Annotated in this window: 17 protein-coding genes; 7 read left to right on the forward strand and 10 right to left on the reverse strand. The window is 69.9% G+C overall.

Going from position 1 to position 19,825, the window contains the following annotated elements; translation table 11 throughout:
* The 6 genes from BLU09_RS04575 to BLU09_RS04600 form a co-directional block, all read right to left on the reverse strand.
* A partial coding sequence (locus tag BLU09_RS04575) for a HAMP domain-containing protein (RefSeq protein WP_167371038.1) occupies positions 1 to 914 on the reverse strand: 914 nt, incomplete at its 3' end.
* Between the two features lie 231 nt (positions 915 to 1,145).
* Positions 1,146 to 1,970: a hypothetical protein gene (locus BLU09_RS04580; RefSeq protein ID WP_090485930.1), complete on the reverse strand. Its 825-nt coding sequence runs from the start codon at positions 1,968 to 1,970 to the stop codon at positions 1,146 to 1,148.
* 5 nt (positions 1,971 to 1,975) lie between these two features.
* Positions 1,976 to 2,341, reverse strand: coding sequence for a response regulator (locus BLU09_RS04585; protein ID WP_090485933.1), 366 nt, complete (start codon positions 2,339 to 2,341; stop codon positions 1,976 to 1,978).
* 28 nt (positions 2,342 to 2,369) lie between these two features.
* Positions 2,370 to 3,845 carry a DUF7125 family protein gene (locus BLU09_RS04590; RefSeq protein WP_090485936.1) on the reverse strand — a complete coding sequence of 492 codons (1,476 nt, stop codon included), beginning with the start codon at positions 3,843 to 3,845 and terminating at the stop codon, positions 2,370 to 2,372.
* Positions 3,846 to 3,932: 87 nt separating this feature from the next.
* Positions 3,933 to 4,286 (reverse strand): DUF3703 domain-containing protein, encoded by a 354-nt coding sequence (locus BLU09_RS04595; RefSeq protein ID WP_244171405.1) that lies wholly within the window; start codon positions 4,284 to 4,286, stop codon positions 3,933 to 3,935.
* Between the two features lie 64 nt (positions 4,287 to 4,350).
* Complete coding sequence (locus BLU09_RS04600) at positions 4,351 to 5,163, reverse strand: AraC family transcriptional regulator (RefSeq protein ID WP_244171406.1); 813 nt, start codon at positions 5,161 to 5,163, stop codon at positions 4,351 to 4,353.
* Positions 5,164 to 5,330: 167 nt separating this feature from the next.
* Here BLU09_RS04600 and BLU09_RS04605 point away from each other — a divergent pair, with 167 nt between their 5' ends.
* On the forward strand, positions 5,331 to 6,926 hold the full coding sequence (locus tag BLU09_RS04605) for a PAS domain-containing sensor histidine kinase (RefSeq protein WP_244171407.1): 1,596 nt from the start codon (positions 5,331 to 5,333) through the stop codon (positions 6,924 to 6,926).
* Positions 6,927 to 6,932: 6 nt separating this feature from the next.
* On the opposite strand, the gene BLU09_RS39820 is transcribed toward BLU09_RS04605, so the two are convergent.
* Positions 6,933 to 9,056 carry an FUSC family protein gene (locus BLU09_RS39820; protein WP_090485945.1) on the reverse strand — a complete coding sequence of 708 codons (2,124 nt, stop codon included), beginning with the start codon at positions 9,054 to 9,056 and terminating at the stop codon, positions 6,933 to 6,935.
* Positions 9,057 to 9,233: 177 nt separating this feature from the next.
* Here BLU09_RS39820 and BLU09_RS04615 point away from each other — a divergent pair, with 177 nt between their 5' ends.
* The 3 genes from BLU09_RS04615 (at position 9,234) to BLU09_RS04625 (ending at position 12,866) form a co-directional block, all read left to right on the forward strand.
* A complete protein-coding gene (locus BLU09_RS04615; RefSeq protein WP_090485948.1) occupies positions 9,234 to 10,577 on the forward strand; it encodes a short-chain fatty acid transporter in 1,344 nt (447 codons plus the stop codon).
* Positions 10,578 to 10,659: 82 nt separating this feature from the next.
* Complete coding sequence (locus tag BLU09_RS04620; protein WP_090485950.1) at positions 10,660 to 11,160, forward strand: hypothetical protein; 501 nt, start codon at positions 10,660 to 10,662, stop codon at positions 11,158 to 11,160.
* A gap of 512 nt (positions 11,161 to 11,672) precedes the next feature.
* Positions 11,673 to 12,866, forward strand: coding sequence for a hypothetical protein (locus BLU09_RS04625; RefSeq protein WP_244171408.1), 1,194 nt, complete (start codon positions 11,673 to 11,675; stop codon positions 12,864 to 12,866).
* A 27-nt stretch (positions 12,867 to 12,893) separates the two neighbouring features.
* Here the strand turns inward: BLU09_RS04625 and BLU09_RS04630 are convergent, their stop codons facing one another.
* The 3 genes from BLU09_RS04630 to BLU09_RS04640 form a co-directional block, all read right to left on the reverse strand.
* The gene (locus BLU09_RS04630; RefSeq protein ID WP_090485955.1) at positions 12,894 to 13,703 is read right to left on the reverse strand and encodes a metallophosphoesterase family protein; all 810 of its coding nucleotides are present in this window, start codon (positions 13,701 to 13,703) and stop codon (positions 12,894 to 12,896) included.
* Positions 13,704 to 13,804: 101 nt separating this feature from the next.
* The gene (locus BLU09_RS04635; RefSeq protein ID WP_244171409.1) at positions 13,805 to 14,368 is read right to left on the reverse strand and encodes a hypothetical protein; all 564 of its coding nucleotides are present in this window, start codon (positions 14,366 to 14,368) and stop codon (positions 13,805 to 13,807) included.
* A 134-nt stretch (positions 14,369 to 14,502) separates the two neighbouring features.
* Complete coding sequence (locus BLU09_RS04640) at positions 14,503 to 15,453, reverse strand: alpha/beta hydrolase (protein ID WP_090485959.1); 951 nt, start codon at positions 15,451 to 15,453, stop codon at positions 14,503 to 14,505.
* Between the two features lie 167 nt (positions 15,454 to 15,620).
* On the opposite strand from BLU09_RS04640, the gene BLU09_RS04645 reads away from it, so the two are divergent.
* The 3 genes from BLU09_RS04645 (at position 15,621) to BLU09_RS04660 (ending at position 19,792) form a co-directional block, all read left to right on the forward strand.
* Complete coding sequence (locus tag BLU09_RS04645; RefSeq protein WP_090485961.1) at positions 15,621 to 16,544, forward strand: oxygenase MpaB family protein; 924 nt, start codon at positions 15,621 to 15,623, stop codon at positions 16,542 to 16,544.
* 151 nt (positions 16,545 to 16,695) lie between these two features.
* Positions 16,696 to 17,085 carry a hypothetical protein gene (locus BLU09_RS04650; protein WP_090485965.1) on the forward strand — a complete coding sequence of 130 codons (390 nt, stop codon included), beginning with the start codon at positions 16,696 to 16,698 and terminating at the stop codon, positions 17,083 to 17,085.
* 259 nt (positions 17,086 to 17,344) lie between these two features.
* Positions 17,345 to 19,792 (forward strand): ABC transporter permease, encoded by a 2,448-nt coding sequence (locus BLU09_RS04660; protein WP_090485969.1) that lies wholly within the window; start codon positions 17,345 to 17,347, stop codon positions 19,790 to 19,792.
* The last annotated feature ends 33 nt before the right edge of the window (positions 19,793 to 19,825 follow it).

Below are 19,825 nucleotides of genomic sequence, written 5' to 3' on the forward strand. Positions count from 1 at the left end.
GCCATGGAGTTCACGTTGTCCGTGAGGTCCTTCCACGTGCCGGCCACGCCCTTCACTTCGGCCTGACCACCCAGCTTGCCTTCCGTGCCCACTTCACGCGCCACGCGCGTCACTTCCGAAGCGAAGGACGACAACTGGTCCACCATCGTGTTGATGGTGTTCTTCAGCTCCAGAATCTCGCCGCGCACGTCCACGGTGATTTTCTTCGACAGGTCGCCCTTGGCGACGGCCGTCGTCACCTCGGCGATGCTGCGCACCTGCGCGGTGAGGTTGGAGGCCATGGAGTTCACGTTGTCCGTGAGGTCCTTCCACGTGCCGGCCACGCCCTTCACCTTGGCCTGACCGCCCAGCTTTCCGTCGGTGCCCACCTCGCGGGCCACGCGCGTCACCTCGGAAGCGAAGGCGCCGAGCTGCTCCACCATCCCGTTCACCAACCGGGCGGTGCGGAGGAACTCGCCTCGGAGGGGACGTCCATCCACTTCCAGGGCCATGGTCTGCGACAGGTCACCCTTGGCCACAGCGCCGATGACGCGGCCCATCTCCGTCGTCGGTTGCACCAGGTCGGCCACCAGCGTGTTCACCGACTCGACGCAGTCGCCCCACGAGCCCAGCGCGCCCACCACGTTGCCGCGCTGGGTGATGCGGCCTTCCTTGCCCACCACGTTGCCGATGCGCTCGAACTCACGGGCCATGCGCTCGCTGAGTTCGATGATTTCGTTCAGCGTGTCCGCCACCTTGCCGGCGCTGCCCACCTTGTCCACCGGCATGCGCACGGAGAAGTCGCCCTTGCGGACGGCGGTGAGGACCCGCAGCAACTGGCGCGAGTCGAGCGACTGCGAATCATCCTCCCGGATTCGCGGTGGAGGGGGAGCCGCGACAGGTGCACGGCGGGAGGAAACCTTCTTCGTGGCCATATGAGTTCCTGGTCGGTCCCGGGACGGCGAAGCACGGGCTGCCGTCCTGCGGGAATCTCGCAGCTGGAGCGTGTTTTCTCGCGCTTTCGCACACTTGGAACAGTCCCCCCGGGACGCCCGGCTGGCCATCAGGCGACATTCCAGGAGGACTTCGTCCGGCAGCCAACACTGGCTCGGACGCGGCGTTACTCGGTGTGAAAGTCGGTGCGCTCGCTGGCGGAGCAGGCGGGCTCAGTGCCGGACGCGGGGCGCGGGCGCGCGGACGCGCACCTGCATCTGCTCGTCTCCGGCCACGACGCTGCTGAGCACCTCGCGCTGCTCCGGTGACAGCCGGGCCACCGCGCGCAACGACGCCACCAGCACCAGGGACTCCAGCGGAGACGGCACGCTGATGCCGTCCGGCCCCGTCTTCAGGGGCAGCGGCAGGCGCGGCGCGCGCCCCGCGGCGGTGAGCGCGTCCACGGCATACGCAGGGGACGTGTCCAGCGTGACGGCAATCGCGGGCAGGCTGGTGGCGGCGTCCCCCTGGCCACGCGCCTGCATCTCCATCAGCATCTGCAGCGCGCCCGGCTTGAAGTACAGCGCCAGTCCCGCGCGTCCGTCCCCCATGTGGAAGACGCACCCCTCGAAGGTGTGGTTCATCGGCCCGGTGACGGCCACCTCGAAGGGCTGGCTGTCATCCCAATGCGTCCAGGGCCGCGCATCCCAGTACTCCGTCGACGCCTGCACGAAGAGCAGCGCCTTGTCCGAGCCAAGCCCGGACAAGCCTCGCTGCCCCCACGCCACGAAGGTCGCGATGGCCGCGCAGGAAGACAGCGCTTGCGGTGAAGGCTCCGCCACGGTGAGCCCCAGCTCCGCGCCCGCGGCGGCCAGCGCCGGCACGCAACGCACCTCCGCCGCGTCCACCCCTTCCAGCAGGGCCCGCAGCCCCGCCCCATCGTCCGATTCAAAGACGGGCGCGGCGGGCTCTCCGGAGTCGGAGATACGCAGATACACCTGGACCTGCGTGTTGCCCTGACTGAGTGGCACGGGGCCCAGCTTGAGCAGGTAGAACATGGGGCTCAGCCTTGCTTTCCATCCAGGGCCTTGCGGACCTGTCGCATCAGCGCGTGGATGTCGAAGGGCTTCTGGAGGAACGGCATGCCAGGATACCGATGCCGCAGCGAGGACACGTCCACCGCGCTCATCCCCATGAGTGACACATCCTTGTAGGCCGGCTCAGCCCGGATGCGCTCGATGAGTGCCGGTCCGTCCAGGACGGGCATCATCCAGTCAGTGAGGACCAGGTCCGGCCGGAGCTCCGCCATCCGCTCCAGCGCCTCACGGCCGTGAGAGGCCGTCAGAACGCGATAGCCCTCCTCTCGAAGGAGGTCCGCCAGGGCTTCCAGGATGCCCTGCTCGTCATCCACCACCAGGACCGTCTCCATACGGGTGGTACTACTCCTCGACGTTCGTTCAGAAATGGCCAGCGCCCGGATGCCGGGCAAGTCCCGTGAGCAGGGTATCCACAGCGACACTGAAGGGGGGCAGCACCTCGATTCCCTGGGGTGTGATGACGAACTCCCTCAGGGTGGGGTCATAGTGGGTGTCACGCATCTTGAAGATGCTCAGCAGCCTGCGCAGGCGGCCTTCGAGCTCGACATGTCTCAGGAAAAAGAGGTTCTCCGCCACAGCGGAAGGACCGACCTCCATCGGGACGTCCAGCACCGGACCGAAGAGCCGCGGTGTCTCCATGCCGAAGAGCGTGGTGGTCCCCGCGCAACGCAGCTCCTGGGTGAGGGCCGCGAAGAACGAATTGATGCGCGCGGGCTCGGGCGAGGCCTGTTGCATGGCGCTGAGCCCGTCCACGAACACGCGCTTCACGTTGCGCCGCCGCACGTCCGACAGGAGCTGGTCCGCCAGCACGTCGAGAATGCATTCGGAAGGCGGCTGCCAGATGAAGTTGAGCCGTCCGTCCGCCATGGCGCCGCCCAGGTCGATGCCCGCGGATGCCACCTTGCCCAACAGCCGGTTGGGCGGCTCGTAGAAGCCCATGTACAGGCAGTGCTCGCCCTGCTTCAGACCCTCCGCCAGAAAGCTGCTGCCCAGCAGCGTCTTGCCCGCGCCGGGCGGACCGAGCAGCAGGGAGGTGGACCCCGCCGCCAGCCCCTCCGGAAAGAGCGCGTCCAGGGACGGAACGCCGAAGTGGAGGCGATGGGCGCCCGGGTCCGTCGGCGGCGTGCGCTGCACCCGCGACTCCAACCGGGGGAAGACCTCCAACCCGTCGCTGGTGATGCGGAAGGCGTGGACGCCGTGCAGCGTGGGGCTCCCGCGGAACTTGCGCACTTGCAGCTCGCGCCAGGAGCGCACGCCCTGGGTGCGCTCGCGCAGCTCCAGGATGCCATCCACCATGGTGTATTCCGGATGGACGGCGGGACCGTTGGCGCTGGTGAGCAGCAGCGCCGTGAAGCGCGTCAGCCCGGCGGCGACCTGGAGCTCGTGGATGAACTTCTTGAAGTCGCGGCTGCTGCCGGCCGCCTCCTGCGCCTGCACCAGGCCATCCAGCACCAGGATGCTGGCGTTGTGGTTGCGCACCTCGCGCCGCAAGAGCTCCAACAACCCCGGCAGCCCATGCTCCTCCAGCGTGCGGAAGCCGCTGACGTAGTAGACGCCCTCGGGCAGCAGCGCCGAGTCGAAGAAGGCCATGTCCCGCATGTTGGCCAGCATGCGAGCGTGGGACTCCGCCAGCAGCGTGACATACAGGCACCGCGCGCCGGCGCGTCCCTGGTGATAGCAGAGCTGGTTGGCGAAGAGGGTCTTCCCCGCGCCCGGCTCCCCCACGAAGATGTAGACACCCGACGACACGAGACCGCCGCCCAGCACGGCGTCAAGCCCAGGCACGCCAGTCGATACGCGTGCGTCCTGCCGTGCGGGTTGCTCGGAAGAGGACATGATGTCCGTTCCATACCGTAATTCGCCCCAGCGCGCGCCTCGGAATGTGAGAAGAGAACCGCACGAGCCGTGAACAGCGAAAGGGCCTCAGCGGTCTGCGTCCAGCAGGGCGCGCAGGTCGTCGGGAATGGGCATGGGCGTGAGGATGCCCACGTCCGCGCCACCGGTGTTTCCCAGCGGTGCCCGCCCGAGCCATGAGCCTGGCGCGGCGACCAGCAGCCGCACCACCTGCCCCACCCACTCCGCGGCGTTCCGCCGGCGCCACCCGAACCCCAGCATGCGCCAGTGCACCCGCACGTGAGGGCCCGCGTGGGCCTGGCTGAGGACATGGGCCCGCTCGAGGTGCCGCCAGGCACGCACATGCTCCGCACGCGACTCCGCTTCATGGGCCTCGCGCAGCTCCGCTTCGAAAGCGGCGCGCAGCTTCGCCTTCATCGTCATGGACGCTCCCCGGTCATGTCGCCACCTTCGCGCCACGAAGCCCCCGCCGGCTTGTAAGAACGCGCTATGGCGAGGGCGGGCGCACCCACTCCACCACGCCGGCAATCTCCGAAGGCTTGAGGCCGAAGGTGCGGCGGAAGGCGTGGTTCAGGTGCGCGCTGTCGGTGAAGCCCGCGGCGTGCGCGGCCTCGGTGAGGGACGCGCCTTGTTGCAGGTGCTCGGCGGCCCGGTGCAGGCGCAGCCAGAGGATGTAGGGCCGCAAGGGGAAGCCCACCTGCGCGCTGAACAGATGCGACAGCCGGCCCACCGACAAGCCCACGCGCGGAGCGAGCGTGGCCAGACGCACGTCTTCCTCCAGCGCCTCTGGCAGCAGCCGCAGCAGCTTCTTCACCGCGGGGTGGGTGGGCTTCGCGACGCCCGCGTCGGCTTGAAGTTCACGCAGCAGGACCTGCGTCTGCGCCTCGGCCTCCGCCCAGCGCATCGGCAACCGGCCGATGCCACAGGCCCTCAAACGTTCGCCCGCCTCACCCCACGAGGCCGCGTCCGCGCCAATGCCCAGCGTCGCCAGCCGGCGGCCCACCAGGTCCTCCGCGGGGACGTGGAGCAGCACCGCGGCCAGGGCGCCTTCCACGATGGCGTGCTCGGCGTCCGGAGGAACGACGGCCGCCTGACATTCGACCTCCTGCTGACGGGCGTCGCGCAGACGCACCGGCGCGTCCAGGGACAGCAGGACCTGAAAGGTGGGGTGGGCGTGCGGGTCCGTTGGAGCGAGCGGCCCCACGTACATCAAGCGCCGGGGGCCGAAGAAGACGCGCCCCAGCCACCGGTCCTCACGGGAAGGCGGCACACGGGCGCGGGCGGGGCGAGGAGGCGTCATGGGGCGGGCTCGGTGCGCCATCCTCGCATGGCTCCGCCTGCGCATTCCCCGCGAGGAAGCAAGGCCCTGCCCCGGGGCGCCCCGGCCTGCCCGGTTCCTGAGATTCGGCGGACGATGCACCCCTGGCCGTAAGGGGCCGGTGGCGCCGGGCCCCCTGGGTGTATTGATTGAAGAAGGTCCGAGACACGGGAGAGCCCCCGCTCCAGGGGAGGGAGCGCGCCATGGTGGAGAGGGAGCCGGGCCTCGACGCAGCCGGGGACGTCAGCCCGCCTGCCCGGGGTGGACATGACGCGCTGATCGACAACGTCGACGGCATCGTCTGGGAGGCAGACCCCTCCGTCCGCTTCATCTTCGTGAGCAAGCAGGCGGAGCGGCTGCTCGGCTATCCGGTGGAGCAGTGGCTCACGGAGCCTCACTTCTGGATAGAGCACCTGCATCCAGATGACCGGGGCTGGGCCTCCACCTACTGCCACTCCGCGGTGGAGCAGTGCCTTCCCCACGAATTCGAATACCGGATGCTGGCCGCGGACGGCCGCGTCGTCTGGCTGCGTGACATCGTCACCGTGCTGTCCAAGGACGGCCGCGCCCACCGGCTTCAAGGCGTCATGGTGGACGTCACCGAGCAGCATCAGGCCCAGGAGCGGCTGGAGCAGACGGTGTCCCTGCTGGAGGCCACGCTCGACTCGACGGCGGACGGACTGCTGGTGGTCGACCGGGACGGACACATCACCGCCTGCAACCGCCGATTCGAGCAGCTCTGGGGACTGACGGGACCGACGGCCTGCATGCACGACGCGACGCTGCTCGCGGCCGTGCGCGAGAAGTTGAAGGCCCCGGACGCCTTCTTCTCGCGGGTCCAGGCCCTGTACGAGGCGCCATGGAAGGAGAGCTTCGACATCATCGAACTGCGCAACGGCCGCATCCTGGAGCGCTACTCCCTGCCCCAGCGGCGGCGCGGGCTCATCACCGGCCGCGTCTGGAGCTTCCGCGACATCACCGAGCGCGTGCACGCACAGCGCACGCAGGAGCGGCTGCTGGCCGAGGCGCACGAGGCCATTCGCGTGCGCGACGACTTCCTCTCCATCGCCGCCCACGAGCTCAAGACGCCCCTGACGCCGCTGCGCCTCCACCTGGAGCTGCTGAAGCGGACGCTGGCGGCCAGGGAGCCCATCGCGCCCGAGCGCGTGGACAAGGCCATGGCGCAGGTGGACCGCCTGTCCGCGCTGGTCAATGATTTGGTGGACGCCACCAGCGTGGAGGCGGGCCGGCTGAAGCTGCAACGCGAGCCCGTGTCGCTCCTGGAGGTGACGAACGAGGCGTGCTCGGAGTTCCGCGGCATCAGCGCGGAGCATGCCTTCATGTGCGAGCTCCCCCAGGAGGACCTCCTCGTCATGGGCGACCGGGGCCGGCTGTCGCAGGTGCTGGCCAACCTCCTGGAGAACGCCGTCAAATACAGCCCGCTGGGCGGCACCGTGCGCGTCTCCCTGTCTCACGTGGACGGCAACGCCGTGCTCAGCGTGGCGGACGGTGGCATCGGCATCTCCCGGGAGGAGCAGGCGCACCTCTTCGGCCGCTTCTTCCGCGCGAGCAACGCGCCCGTATCCGGCTTCGGGGGCCTGGGCCTGGGGCTCTACATCTGCCGGGACATCATCGAACGGCACGGCGGTCACATCTGGGTGGACAGCGAGCTGGGCCGAGGCTCCACGTTCCATGTCTCGCTGCCCGTGCTGACCGCGACGGCGCAACGGGAGGCCCGGCCCTGACACGGCTCACCGCAGGACCGAGCCACTGCTGAGCCGCGACACGGCGCCGTGCAACATGCCCAGCTGGCGGGGCACCCGTTCGAGCAACGCGCCGAAGACGGGGTCATCCGTCTTGCACGACACCTTCAACGGCGGCAGGGGTGGCGGCACGCGCCGGTCCCTGAGCGCGTCCGCGAGCTCGTCGAGCGCGCGCCCCGCCTGGTGCGCCAGCTGCTTCAACTGGTCGGGAACCTCCGCCTCCGGCCGCTCCATGCCCAGGGCCGTCACCACGGTGGCGAAGCGGCGCGCATAGGTGATGACGGCCATGCCTGACTCGAGCTGCTGGGGCGGGCCGTGGTACTCGGCGGTGAGCCGCTCGAAAGAGGCCTCCGCGTCCAGCAGCGCCAGGCTGAAGGTGCGCCGCGCGGCGCCCACCTCGGGCCGGGTGCCGCTGCGCCGGGAGATGACCTCGCGCAGGTATTCACCATCCGCGCGTAGCGCGGTCGCCGCGGCTTCCGGGAAGCGGCGGCGCTCCGGCATGGGCCACAGCAGCCACGCGCCCGTCAGCGCCAGCGCGCAGGCCACCAGCACGCCCAGCGCGCGCTGGCCGGCGAGGCTCCAGTCCCCCGAGCTCAACGTGGCCAGCAGCAGGTAGTCGGGCGTGAGCAGAACCTGGAAGGCACCGAAGTTGATGGGCAGGAGGGACACCGACACCGCCGTGAGCAGGACGATGACGGCGAGCAGCGCGGAGGGAGAATGCACGCGCGTGGCAATCACCGCCGCCAGGCATGCGCCCAGCAGCGTCCCGCCGACGCGCTGGAGCGCGCGCTCCTCCGTGATGGCCGAATACGGTTGGAGGATGGCGATGACGGTGAGGCTCACCCAGTGGGCGTCGCGGATGCCCAGCGCCCGCGTCACCACCAGCGCCGCCGTCGCCACCAGCCCCACGCGCAGCGCGTGCCGGAAGACGAGCGAGTCGGAGCGAAGGTGGTCGCGAAGCGGGGCCAGCCACGAGCGCGCGCGCCGCGGCTCCTGGCCCACCACGCTCCGCCCGCGGTCGGACACCGGGTCGCCATGGAGCAGGCCCGCGGCCGTCTCGTGCGCCACTCCCGCCAGCTCCCGCAGCTTCCCGAAGAGCGCCTCCACGTGGAGGGACAGCGGGTCCTCGCGGTTCCGGATGTCTGGAGCGGGCCGGTAGCGCCGTCTGCGCGAGCGAGGCACCATCCGGGGCGCGCGCGGGACGCCTTCATTTCGCTCGCGCACCAGCACCTGCTCCACCCAGCTCGCCATGGCCGCGTAGGCGTCACACAGCGAGTCCACGCGCGCGCGCAGCGGCAGGAAGCGGGGCTCGCGCACGGCCGCCTCCATGGCCTCGGCCAGGGCGATGAGCTGGGCGGACATCGGCTCGCACGTCTCGAGCAACACGAGCAGGTGCTCGCCGCGCCGGGACCTGCCCAGGTGGGTGCCGCGCATGGCCCCCAGCGTGGCGCGCGCCTGCTCCATGAGGGGCCGCACGCTCATGTGCCGCTCCGCGGCCTCCACCCACTCCTGGGAGCTGGCGCCCTCGCGCGACAGGCGGCCCAAATCCCAGCACGCCTCCGCCAGCTCCCCGTACACGCGCGCGATGGCCCTCCGCGCCGGGCGGTAGGGCCGCAAGGGCCACAGCACCAGGGACAGCGTCATGGCCCACAGGCCGCCGAAGAGCAGCCAGAAGGCGCGGGCCAGCGCGGCATCCACCCCCACCGCGGGCGCGCCCAACGACACGACGAAGATGACCGCGAGCTGCCCGCCGACGGAGCCCGCCGTCTCTCCGTAGCTCCGCGCGAAGGCCGCCGCCGTCACCCCCAGCCACATCAACGATACGTCCAGCCACGGCATGGACCCGCCCGGCGCGCCCAGCGCTCCCACCAGGGCCCCCAGCAGCGTCACCGCGCCCAGCTCCTTCGCACGCGTCCGGTACGAGCCGCCCTTGTCGGCCAGCGACACCAGGAGACCGGTCAAGCCTCCCCAGCTCGCGTCCTTCACCCCCAACAGGAACGCGAGGACCAGGGGGACGGAGGTGGCCAGCGCGGTCCGCAAGCCCGCGCCAATGGCGGGCTTTCCTGGCCGGACGCGGAGGACGGAGCGCAGGTGTCTCAGCAGTCGGCGCATCCTGGAGCGTTGACACCGTGCGGCGCGGAAGGAACCTCCGCCCTCCCTCTCCGGGCACCCCTGCGGCCAGGGGAGCCTGCGTGCCCGGGCTCGTGCGGCCAGGACTCGCGACGGGATTGCGCCGCCGGCGCGCCGCACATGCCGTAACGTGCCAGCCCTGCCAAGGAGCGACACCTCGTGGAGACCCTTGTCCGAATCGCGGAGAGCCTCGGCCGCTTCTCTTCGCGCTTCGTCCCCAGCGCGTTCGCCATCGCCGTCCTGCTCACGCTGCTCACCATGGCGCTGGCCACCGGCTGGGCCGGCGCCGCGCCGCCCGCCGTGCTGGACGCCTGGGGCGGCGGCTTCTGGGAGCTGCTCGGCTTCTCCATGCAGATGGCGCTGGTGATGTTCACCGGCTACCTGCTGGCCCTCACCGGCCCCGTGCGCGCGTTGCTGGAGCGCGCGGCGCGGGTGCCACGCACGCCCCGGGGCGCGGCGGCGTGGATGGCCTTCGTCTCCATGGCCCTGGCCTACGTCAACTGGGGGCTGTCCCTGGTGGCCAGCGCCATGCTGGTGCGCTTCATGGTGAAGCGCCGGCCGGATGTGGACTACCGGCTGCTGGTGGCGTGCGCGTACTTCGGCCTGGGCGCCACCTGGCACTCGGGCCTGTCCGCCTCCGCGCCGCTGCTGGTGGCCACGCCGGGCCACTTCCTGGAGAAGAGCCTGGGCGTGCTGCCCATCGACAGGACGCTCTTCTCGCCCTTCAACATCGGCCTCACGCTGGCCGTGGTGGCGGGGCTGACGCTGCTGGCGTGGGTGCTGCACCCCAAGCCGGAGAACACCGTCCGCGTGGACCCGGCGGTGCTGGAGTCCCTGGGCGACTTCACCCCGCCCCCGCGCCCGGCGGAGCGAAGCTTCGCCCTGTGGCTGGACCACTCGCGGCTGCTCAACACCGTCATCGGCATCCTGGGGCTCGTGTGGCTGGCGCGGCACCTGTGGATGAATGGAGGCTGGCGCGCGCTCAACCTCAACGTGGTGAACTTCACCTTCCTGGTGCTGGCGGTGCTGCTGCACGGCACCCCCGCGCGGCTGCTCAAGGCCAGCGAGGAGGCCGGCACCGTGCTGCACGGCATCGTCCTCCAGTTCCCGCTGTACGCGGGCATCTACGGCATCTTCAAGGCCACCGGCCTGACGGAGCGCATCGGCGAGCTGTTCGTGTCGCTGTCCACGCGCGAGACGTTCCCCGCCATCGTCTACCTGTACAGCGGCGTGGTGAACTACTTCGTCCCCTCCGGCGGCTCGAAGTGGGCCATTGAAGCGCCCTACCTCCTGGACGCCGCGACGCGGCTGGGCGTGGCGCCGGAGAAGGTCGTGCTGGCGTATGCGTGGGGCGACATGGCCACCGACCTCATCCAACCCTTCTGGGCGCTGCCGCTGCTGGCCGTGGCGCGCTTGGAGTTCAAAGAGCTCCTGGGATTCCTGCTGGTGGCCTTCCTCGTGTACCTGCCGCTGGTGACGCTGGCCTTCTTCCTCTTCGGCTGAGCGGCGACGCGGGCTGTGGTAGACCCAGCCTGGCAAGGCGGGCCTGGGGGCCTGTCACATCACGAGAACGAGGGGACTTGAGATGGCGAAGATGCTGACGCGGGGCCTGCTGTGCGCGGTGCTGGGAATGTCGCCGGTGGCCATGGCGCAGGACGCGGAGCCCGCCGCCGCACAGGTGAAGGCGCCGGACGCGGACGCGGTGCGTGACACCTGGAACTACTTCTACAAGGGCCAGGGCCAGGGCCCCGTGCTGGTGGAGGCCAAGGTCTGCACCGAGGTCGCCAAGGAAGGCCCCAACAAGTACGAGTGCATCGCGGAAGTCGGCCCGGAAGGCATCAAGGCCGGGACCAGCGTGATGCTGTGGCAGGCCTACCTGGTGCCGCAGGGCGACTCCGTCGAGGACATCATGGTGCAGTCGAAGCAGGGCACCGTCGTGCGTGAGACGAAGGACGTGAAGATCAAGGGCGAGGGCTGGCGCGCGCGGCAGTGGACGGGCCTGCGGCTGAACAAGCCTGGCGCCTGGACGGTGTCGGTGCTGCGCGGGGACCAGGTGCTGAAGGAGATTCAGGTCAAGGTGCTCTGATTCACCCCTGAAGCAGGTGGAAGCACCTCAGCGCCCGCCGGCGGCCCTCAGGCCACCTGGCGGGCGTTTGCGTTGGCGCACCCGGCACACACCTACCCCCAAGGCCGGGCAGTCCGTCGTTTTTCCCCCGACGTTCCCTGCCGGACAGGGAGTTTTTTCAGCGCGCCGACACCCGCCTCTGCCCCGAGGGCAATGTTCCGCCCATCTCCAGAGGGGAGCCGCCCCATCACGGCGTCTGGCAATGCCCTTGCACAAGAGGTTCTGCGGTTGAGGGGCAGGGGGTTGTCGGGGCTGGGGTTGGGGGAGAGACCGGGGCGGGGATGGTGGGGCGGCGGCGATGGGCAATCGGGGTGCTGGCGTTCGGGCTTCTCCTCGTGGGGTGCGGGGAGAGGGCGCACGCGGCAGCCCGCGCCCCGGGCTTGGAGGTGGCGGGGTCGGCTGCAGGTGAGGGCGAGGGGGTCCTGGCGTGGACGCGTCCGCTGGTTCTGGGGGACAGCGAAGCGCCACATGCCGTGGTGGCTCCCGACGGGGACGTCCTCGTCGCGGCGACCTACCGTGAGCCTCTGGACCTTGGGGGAGGCTCCCTGCCCTTCAACCACGTATCGAGCGCGCCGCACCTGCTGGTGGCGCGCTTCTCTTCGGAAGGCACCCTGCGCTGGGCGCACGGGCTGACACCGGAGGCAGACACCGCGCGCGCGCACGTGGGCGGGCTCACCGTGGATGGCGAAGGCAACGCGTGGCTGGGCGGCGTCTCCGCTGGCTTCGCGCTGGGCGCGGTGAAAATCCCGCCCGGAGCCTTCCTGGCCCGGCTGTCGCCCCAGGGCGCGCTGGAGCGCGTGCGGAACTTCGACGGCACGGGCGCGCTCACCGTCAATGCGCTCGCGCCGGACGGCACTGGCGGCGTGGTGCTGGTGGGAGACTTCCAGGGCCAGCGCGACTTCGGCGACGGCGTGAGGGAATCTCCACCGGGCCAGCGCTCCGCCTTCGCGGTGAGCCTGGACGCCAGCGGCCAGACGCGCTGGAGCCGCACCTGGACCGCGGGGGGCGAAGGCCTGGTGACGGCCCGGGCCGTGGCGGTGGATGTCTTTGGCGGCGTGCACGTCGCGGGGGCCTATGCGGGTTCCGTCTGCTTTGGCGGGCCGGCGCTCGTCACGGTGCGGCAGCGCACGCCTTTCGTGCTGAAGCTGTCTTCGGACGGCGAGCACGCCTGGAGCCGGGACTTGCGTGGCACCGAGGGCACCGCCAATGCCCTGGCGGTGGGGCCTGACCGCGTCTTCGTCGGAGGGAACTTCTCCGGGCGCTTCTACTTCCGGGGGAAGCCTCACACCTCCAACGGCTATCAGGGCTTCGTGACTGTCTTTGATACCCATGGCAAGGAACGCTGGGCGCGCTCCTTCGCGGCCACCGCCACCGCGCTGGCCACGGATGATGCCGGGCAGCTCACCCTGGCGGGCTCGCATGATGGCGGGCTGGATTTGGGCGGCGGCGGCGTGCCCGCGGGCCTCTACGTGGCCCGGTTCCACCCGGAGGACGGTGCTTCGCTCTGGGTGCGCAGCTTCACCAGTCCAAGCCCCACCCTGGCGCGCACGGTGGCGGTGGATTCGAGCGGCCACACGGTGGCGGCGGGCGCGTTGGCGCGCTCGCTTCCAGAAGGCACGCCCTACCCTCGCCCGCGGGATGGATTCCTCCTGCGACTGAGGCCCTGAGGGGGAGCCGGCGCGGAGCCCGCGCCTTCAGCACGTGAGCAGCACGGCCCTGCTGTCCACGTTGAGGACCTGGGGCCCCGCGGGCAGCGCCACCAGCGGCGTGTCCCAGTGCGAGTGGCCACAAATTACCAACAGGTCGTCACGGGCCGGCAGGCCCTCTCGGATGGCCGCGCTTCCACGCATGCGCGTTCCAGGCACATCGGGTCCCTGGTGGAGCACCAGCAGCTCCGGGTCCTGTCGTATGACGTCACGAAGGCGCCGAAGAAACGCCTCCTCGTCGCGCCGGCCCGGCTTGTCCGGACGGCCGATGATGCCGCTCACGCCGCCCACTCGAAGCCCATCCACATCCACCACGTCGCCATCGAGCATCCGCTGCTCCGGACGCTGGCGGAAGAACTGCGCCCGCTCGCGCGCGGCGCCAAAGGTGTCGTGATTTCCCGCCACGCCCGCCACCCAGCGAAACTGCTGTCCAAAGGCATCCCATACGGACCGCACGTCCCCGGACGCCCCCCGCACCAGCGCGGTGTCGTCGGCGAACAGGTCCCCCGCCAGCACCACGCCCGTGTGCTCGAGCGGGGGCAACATGCCCTCCGCGCTCAAGGACGCGAGCCCATCCGCCAGGACTTCTCCCAGCAGGGCCACCGCGCCCCCCAGCAGCGCGCGAGGCGCCACGCCCTGCAGGTCCGACGTCACCACCAGGGCATCCAGCCCCGCTGGCAATGCGTCAACCTTCCCCTGCAGGAGAGGCAGGTTCTGGGTTTCGGTTCCACCTCGGGGTGCCGCGGAGAGATAGGGCCACAGGTACGACGGTTCCGCTTCGAGCTTCAGGATTCGCATGGCGCCAGGGTCGCCCCGGGCAGCGCCATCCTGACAGCCACGGTTCGCCCCGGCTGGGGCCACGACCTCGGGCCCCAGCGAATCAAATACGCAGACAGCGATTAGAACAGCCGCAGCAGGGTCAACGAAACGTTCGCCGTGGCGGAGCTCACGCCGCCGAGGATGCACTGGGTCACCCCGGGCACGGACGACACGTCCATCGTCTTGATGGCGAGCGCGTTCTCATACCGGCCGCTGGAGACCCGGCCCAGCAGCGTCACCATCGTCATCCCCACCGGCCGCACATCCACCCCACCGAGGAACTCGATGACGCTCTGCGAGCCGTCATTCCAGGTCACGGTGTTCTGGGTGGGCACGCTCGCCATCAGACAGCTCGCCGCGCCATTCCCGGTGATGGTGAACGAACCCAAGGCAATCCCAGGGTCCGTCGCGTCCAGACAGGACGAGAACTGCCCCGAGCCCGTCACGTCCACCAGACGGGCGAAGAGCGAGATGGCCGGCGTGTAGTTCTGGCTCTGGCTTCCCTGCATGCACTCGACCAGGGTGAACTCGGGTGGGGGAACCTGCGCGAACGCCGCCGCGGGAGCGACCGTGAACGCCAGCGCGGCAATACCACTCACGCAACTGGCAACAGCGAATGAGGACTTGAGGGACAGACGCTTCATGGCGACCTCCAATGCAGCGGGGGGAGGCGCCAAGATTGAGAGGCAGCCGGCATGCAGCCATTGCCTTGGAGAGCCGGCGCTCGTCATGCGCTCGCCAGTCTCCTCGGCCGGCTCTCAGAAAATGAAAGGCGGGCTCAGTTCGCGTGCAGCCACTCGCGCAGCTTGGTGGTGGTCAGCGCGATGGCGCCTCGCGCCGCCGGCGTCTGCGCCAGCGCGTTGAGCATGACGAAGTCGTGATGCGTCCCCAGGAAGCGGACCTGGGTGACGTTGACGCCCGCCTCGGAGAGCTTCGCCGCGTAGGCCTCGCCCTCGTCACGCAGCACGTCGTTCTCGTCGGTGATGACCAGCGCGGGAGGCAGGCCCTTGAGCTGGTCCAGTGACGCCCGCAGCGGGGACACATGCGGGTCCACGCGCTTGCCGGCCTCCGGCAGGTAGGCATCCCAGAACCACTTCATCGCCTTGCGCGTCAGCCACGGCCCCTCCGCGAACTCCTGGTAGGAGCCGTTGTCGAAGTTGGCGTCGGTGACGGGATAGAAGAGCACCTGGAAGCGGATGGACGGGCCCCCGCGCTCCTTCGCGAGCATGCTGACGACGGTCGCCATGTTCCCTCCGACGCTGTCTCCCACCAGCGCCATGCGGCGGGCATCCACGTTGAATTCGTCCGGATGCTCCGCCACGTACTTCGTCGCGGCATAGGCCTCTTCGATGGCCACGGGGAACTTGTTCTCAGGCGAGCGGCCATAGTCCACGAACACCGCGGCGACATTCGCCCCCTTGACCAGCTCCCGCACCAGCCGCTCGTGCGTCCTGGCATCTCCCATCACCCAGCCCGCGCCGTGGACGAACACCACCACCGGCAGGCGCTCCGTGCTCCCCTTCGGCCGGAAGAGCAGCGTCCGGACGGAGCCCCTGGGCCCCACGGGCAGCTTGCGCTCCTCCACGTCCGCGTCTGGCATGGGCACTGGAATCGACTGCGCCTCGAGGAGGACTTCCCGTGCCTGCTCTGGCGTCAGGGTGTACAGCGGCGGGCTGTTCGAGGCCGCCAGGTCCGAGACGAACTTCTGCGTGGAAGGGTCCAGGTTCATGCGCGCTGCTCCTTGGTCCGGCGCCCGAGGACGGACGCCGCCGGAAAGGTGCCAACCCGGGCGCGAGCGTCAGCAACCATGCGGGCGAGGACCCGACGCGGCGCCAGCGGGCGCGGCAGGCCCTGTCTGGGCTAGACTCCGCGTTCGCATTCACAGAGGAGCGATGGATGAACCGCTTCGCGCTGCGCGACCTCACGGACCGCCTCGACGCCCAGACCCAACACGAGGACATCGTCCGCATCCTCGCCACCCGGGAGTTCCCCTGGGACGTCGAACAGGCGCTCAGCTTCGCGCTGTTCCGCACCTACGCGGTGCCCAGCATCGGCGTCCTCCTGCACGACACAGGCGAGTTCACCCAGCGCACCCAGAAGCGCTACGACGACACCGTGCTCATCCTGGACACCATCCTGGAGCACGGCATGGCCAGCCAGGAAGGCCGGAGCGCCTTCCGGCGCATGAACCAGATGCACGGCGCCTATGACATCTCCAACGATGACATGCGCTACGTGCTCTCCACCTTCGTGGTGACGCCCGTGCGCTGGATTGCGGACTTCGGATGGCGGCCGTTCACGCCGCATGAAGTGACGGGATGGACGAACTACTACCGCGCCGTCGGCCGCCACATGGGCATCCAGGACATCCCGGAGACCTACGAGGCCTTCACCTCGCTCATGGACGGATACGAAGCCAAACACTTCGCCTTTGACGCGCGCAGCAAGGCCGTCGCGGACGCCACCCTGGAGCTGCTCACCACCTTCCCGCCGACGAACCTCGCGCCCAAGCGGCTGGTCACCCTCTTCGCACGCACGCTGATGGAGGACGCCCTGCTGGACGCGTTCCACTACCCCCACCCGTCTGGCCTCAGCCGCAAGGTGTTCCGTCTGGCGCTCAAGGCGCGCGGCACGTTCGTCCGCTACGCGCTGTCTCCAAAGAAGGAGCCCGCCTACGCCCGGCAGCGCGCGAACATCCGCAGCTACCCGAATGGCTACGCCGTCGAATCCTTGGGAACCTTCCCCAGGACGTGTCCCGTGAAGCATGGCGCCGCCGCGGAGGGCTCGCCTCAGCGCGCGCCGCCCAAGGGCGGCCCCTGAAGCACCCGGCGCCTCACGCTGTATGCCATCCGGGCACAGACCGGCGATTTCGTGGGAGAAAAGGCGCACACAGGAAACTTTCGCCCACATACCCCGACAATCATTTCAAGAAACACATCGCGGGGCCGCGAAGGCCCACGGGGGAAACGCCATGTTCAAGGTCAAGCAGAACCACACGTTCCAGAATCCGATGCGGCAGCAGATCGACCAGACCACGCAGGGCAAGCAGAGCGACTACGCCCACGCGGTCGGCGGCGTGAACCAGATTCTCGACCGGCACGACATCGGCATCTCTTCGCGCTCCCAGGCCAGCGTCATCGACAACGTGAAGAAGGTGGAGACGGGGGAGCGCAGCGAGGTCAACGCCCACCAGCGCGAGGCCCTGAACTTCGGCCGGGACGCCTTCGAAAGCGCCAAGAAGGGCAACTACAAACAGGCGGGCGTGGAGGCCTTCGGCTCCACCGTCAATGGACTGGCCTCGCTGTTCAAGTCCATCTACACGGAGACGCCCAGCGAGAAGCAGGGCATCCCTCCCCACTGAGGTGGCGCGCTCCAGTTCGCCGCCGCGCCTTCTGTCGTCTCGTCCGTCATTCCTGGAGCGCGCCCCCCCGAACAGGTGAAGGCGACCGTGCAGTCCATGACGGTCGCGATTCCAGACGCCTTCTGGGAGGCACTGAAGAAGGAAGGGTTGATTGCGCGAGACGCGCCCGTCCCCTCCATGGCCTGACCACCGCCGCCTCCGGGCCTGGGTTCATTGCCGGGTGAGCTGTTTTTGCTAGGCTTACCCGCGCGAGGTGGACATGGCCCGTATCGCCGACGGAGTGGGGGACATCGCGAGCGACTTCAAGTTCGCGGTGCGGATGCTCCGGAAGGCCCCGGTCTTCACGCTGGTGGCCGTGCTGTGTCTGGCATTTGGGATTGGCGCCAACGCGGCCATCTTCAGCGTGGTGGATGCGGTGCTGCTCCGCCCGCTGCCCTACCACGAGCCAGGGCAGCTCGTTCGCCTCTTCGAGACGACACCGGCGCGGGACCCGACGTGGCGGGGCTCGGTGTCGTGGCCCAATTACCAGGACTGGTCCACCCAGCTCCCCTCGCTGGAAGGCGTGGCCGCCTACGAGTTCCAGGGCCGCAACCTGATGACGCCCGAGGGCGCGGAGCGGGTGAACGTGGTGGCGGCCACGGCCAACCTCTTCCAGCTCCTGGGCACGCCGCCCAAGCTGGGCCCCGGCTTCGCGCCCGGAGATGACCAGCCCGGGGCCGCGCCCGTCGTCGTCATCGGCGAGGGCCTGTGGCAGCGCCGCTTCGGAGCCGACCCGGGCCTCGTCGGACGCACGCTGACGCTGGACGGACAGCCGCACACCGTGGTGGGCATCCTGCCCACGGCGGTGGGCTTTCCCGCGGGGGCCCGGATGGAGGTCTTCATCCCCTTCGTCCCCTCCGCGGACCGGGTGGACAACCGGGGCTCGCACTTCCTGAGTGTCCTCGGGCGGCTGCGCCCGGGTGTCCCGCCCCAGACGCTCGCCGCGGAGCTGAAGGAAGTGGCGCGCCGCATCGAGGAAGAGCACCCCGCGCAGCAAGCCGGGCGAAGCGCCGCGGCGGTGTCCCTGTCGGAGACGGTGACGGGCAACGTGCGGCCCACGCTGCTGCTCCTGCAGGGCGCGGTGCTGCTGGTCCTGCTCATCGCATGCGCCAACGTGGCCAACCTGCTGCTCGCCCGGACCTCCACGCGGCAGCAGGAGATTGCCGTCCGCTTCGCACTGGGCGCGAGCCGGGGACACATCGTGCGGCAGCTCCTGGTGGAGAGCCTGCTGCTGTCGCTGCTGGGCGCGCTGCTGGGCGTACTCCTGGGCGCCTGGGGTGTGAACGCCATGGGCAACCTGGTCCGGGCGTCCTTCCCACTCACCGGGGACCTTCCCCTCAACGGGCGGGTCCTCGGCTTCCTCCTGCTGATATCCGTGGGAAGCGCGCTCGCCTTCGGCCTGACACCGGCGCTCCAGGCCACGCGCACGCCGCTGCGCGCCAGCCTCGCCGAGCCAGGGGCCAAACAGTCTCCGTCGCGAGCGCACCGCTCCTTTCGCGGCGCGCTCGTCGTGACGGAGGTGGCCCTGTCGTTGGTGCTGCTCGTGGGAGCGGGGCTGCTGCTGCGAGGCTTTCTGAAGTTGCTGGGCACCGAGCCCGGGCTGGAGCCACGCCACGTCCTCACCGCCCACCTGCCCATCACCCCGAACCAGTACCCCCGGGAGGAGGTCGTCGAGCGCCTCTTCCAGCCCATCCTGGAGAAGGCCCGGACGCTCCCAGGCGTGGAGTCCGCGGCGCTCATCTCCCTGCTGCCCATCCAGACGGCGTGGACCAGCGGGGACTACGCCGTCGAGGGAGAGCTGCCGGCGGAGCCGGGCAAGACGCTGTTCGCGGAGTTCAGGACGACCAGCCCGGACCTGTTCAAGTCGCTGGGGATACCGTTGCTGGCCGGCCGCGACTTCACCGAGGACGACGGCCGCGGCGCCGAGCAGGTCGTCATCGTCAACCAGGCCCTCGCCCGCCGGCACTTCGCGGGAAGCGAGGCCGTGGGACGCCGGCTGATCATCGGGGGCCAGCCCGTGGAAATCATCGGCGTGGTGGGAGACGTGCGGCAGGCGGGCCTGGACCAGCAGCCCCTCCCCGAGGTCCACCTCCCCTACAACCATCCGCGCTCCACGCTCTGGTATTTCCAAGCGGTGACGCTGGTGCTCAAGACACGCACGGCGCCCGCTGGCGTGGCGGCCACGCTGCGCGGCGCGGTGCGCGCCGTGGACTCCGAGCAGCCGCTCTACAACATCATGACCATGGAGGAGATCATCCAGCAGTCCGTCGCGGGACGGCGCCTGAGCCTCACGCTCCTGGGCGCGTTCGCGCTCATCGCGCTGGTGCTGGCCACCGCGGGCCTCTACGGCGTCATCTCCTACCTCGTCTCGCAACGCACCCAGGAGATTGGCATCCGCATGGCGCTTGGGGCGCCTCCGGGCCGGGTGGTGCGGCTGGTCATGGACCAGGGCATGAAGATGGCGGGCTTGGGAATCGGCGTGGGGCTCGTCGCCGCCTTCGGCCTGTCCCGCTACATGGAAAGCCTGCTGTACGGCGTCAGCGGGACGGACCCACTGACCTTCGGCGTGTTCGCCCTGTTGCTGGGCGGCGTGGCGCTGCTGGCCACCTGGCTGCCCGCGCGCCGCGCCTCCCGCGTGGACCCCATCATCGCCATCCAGAAGCGATGACGGGGTGCTGTCCCTCGCGCCCGGGGCCTCCAG

This window comes from Myxococcus virescens, assembly GCF_900101905.1.
In the GTDB taxonomy this organism is placed as follows: domain Bacteria; phylum Myxococcota; class Myxococcia; order Myxococcales; family Myxococcaceae; genus Myxococcus; species Myxococcus virescens.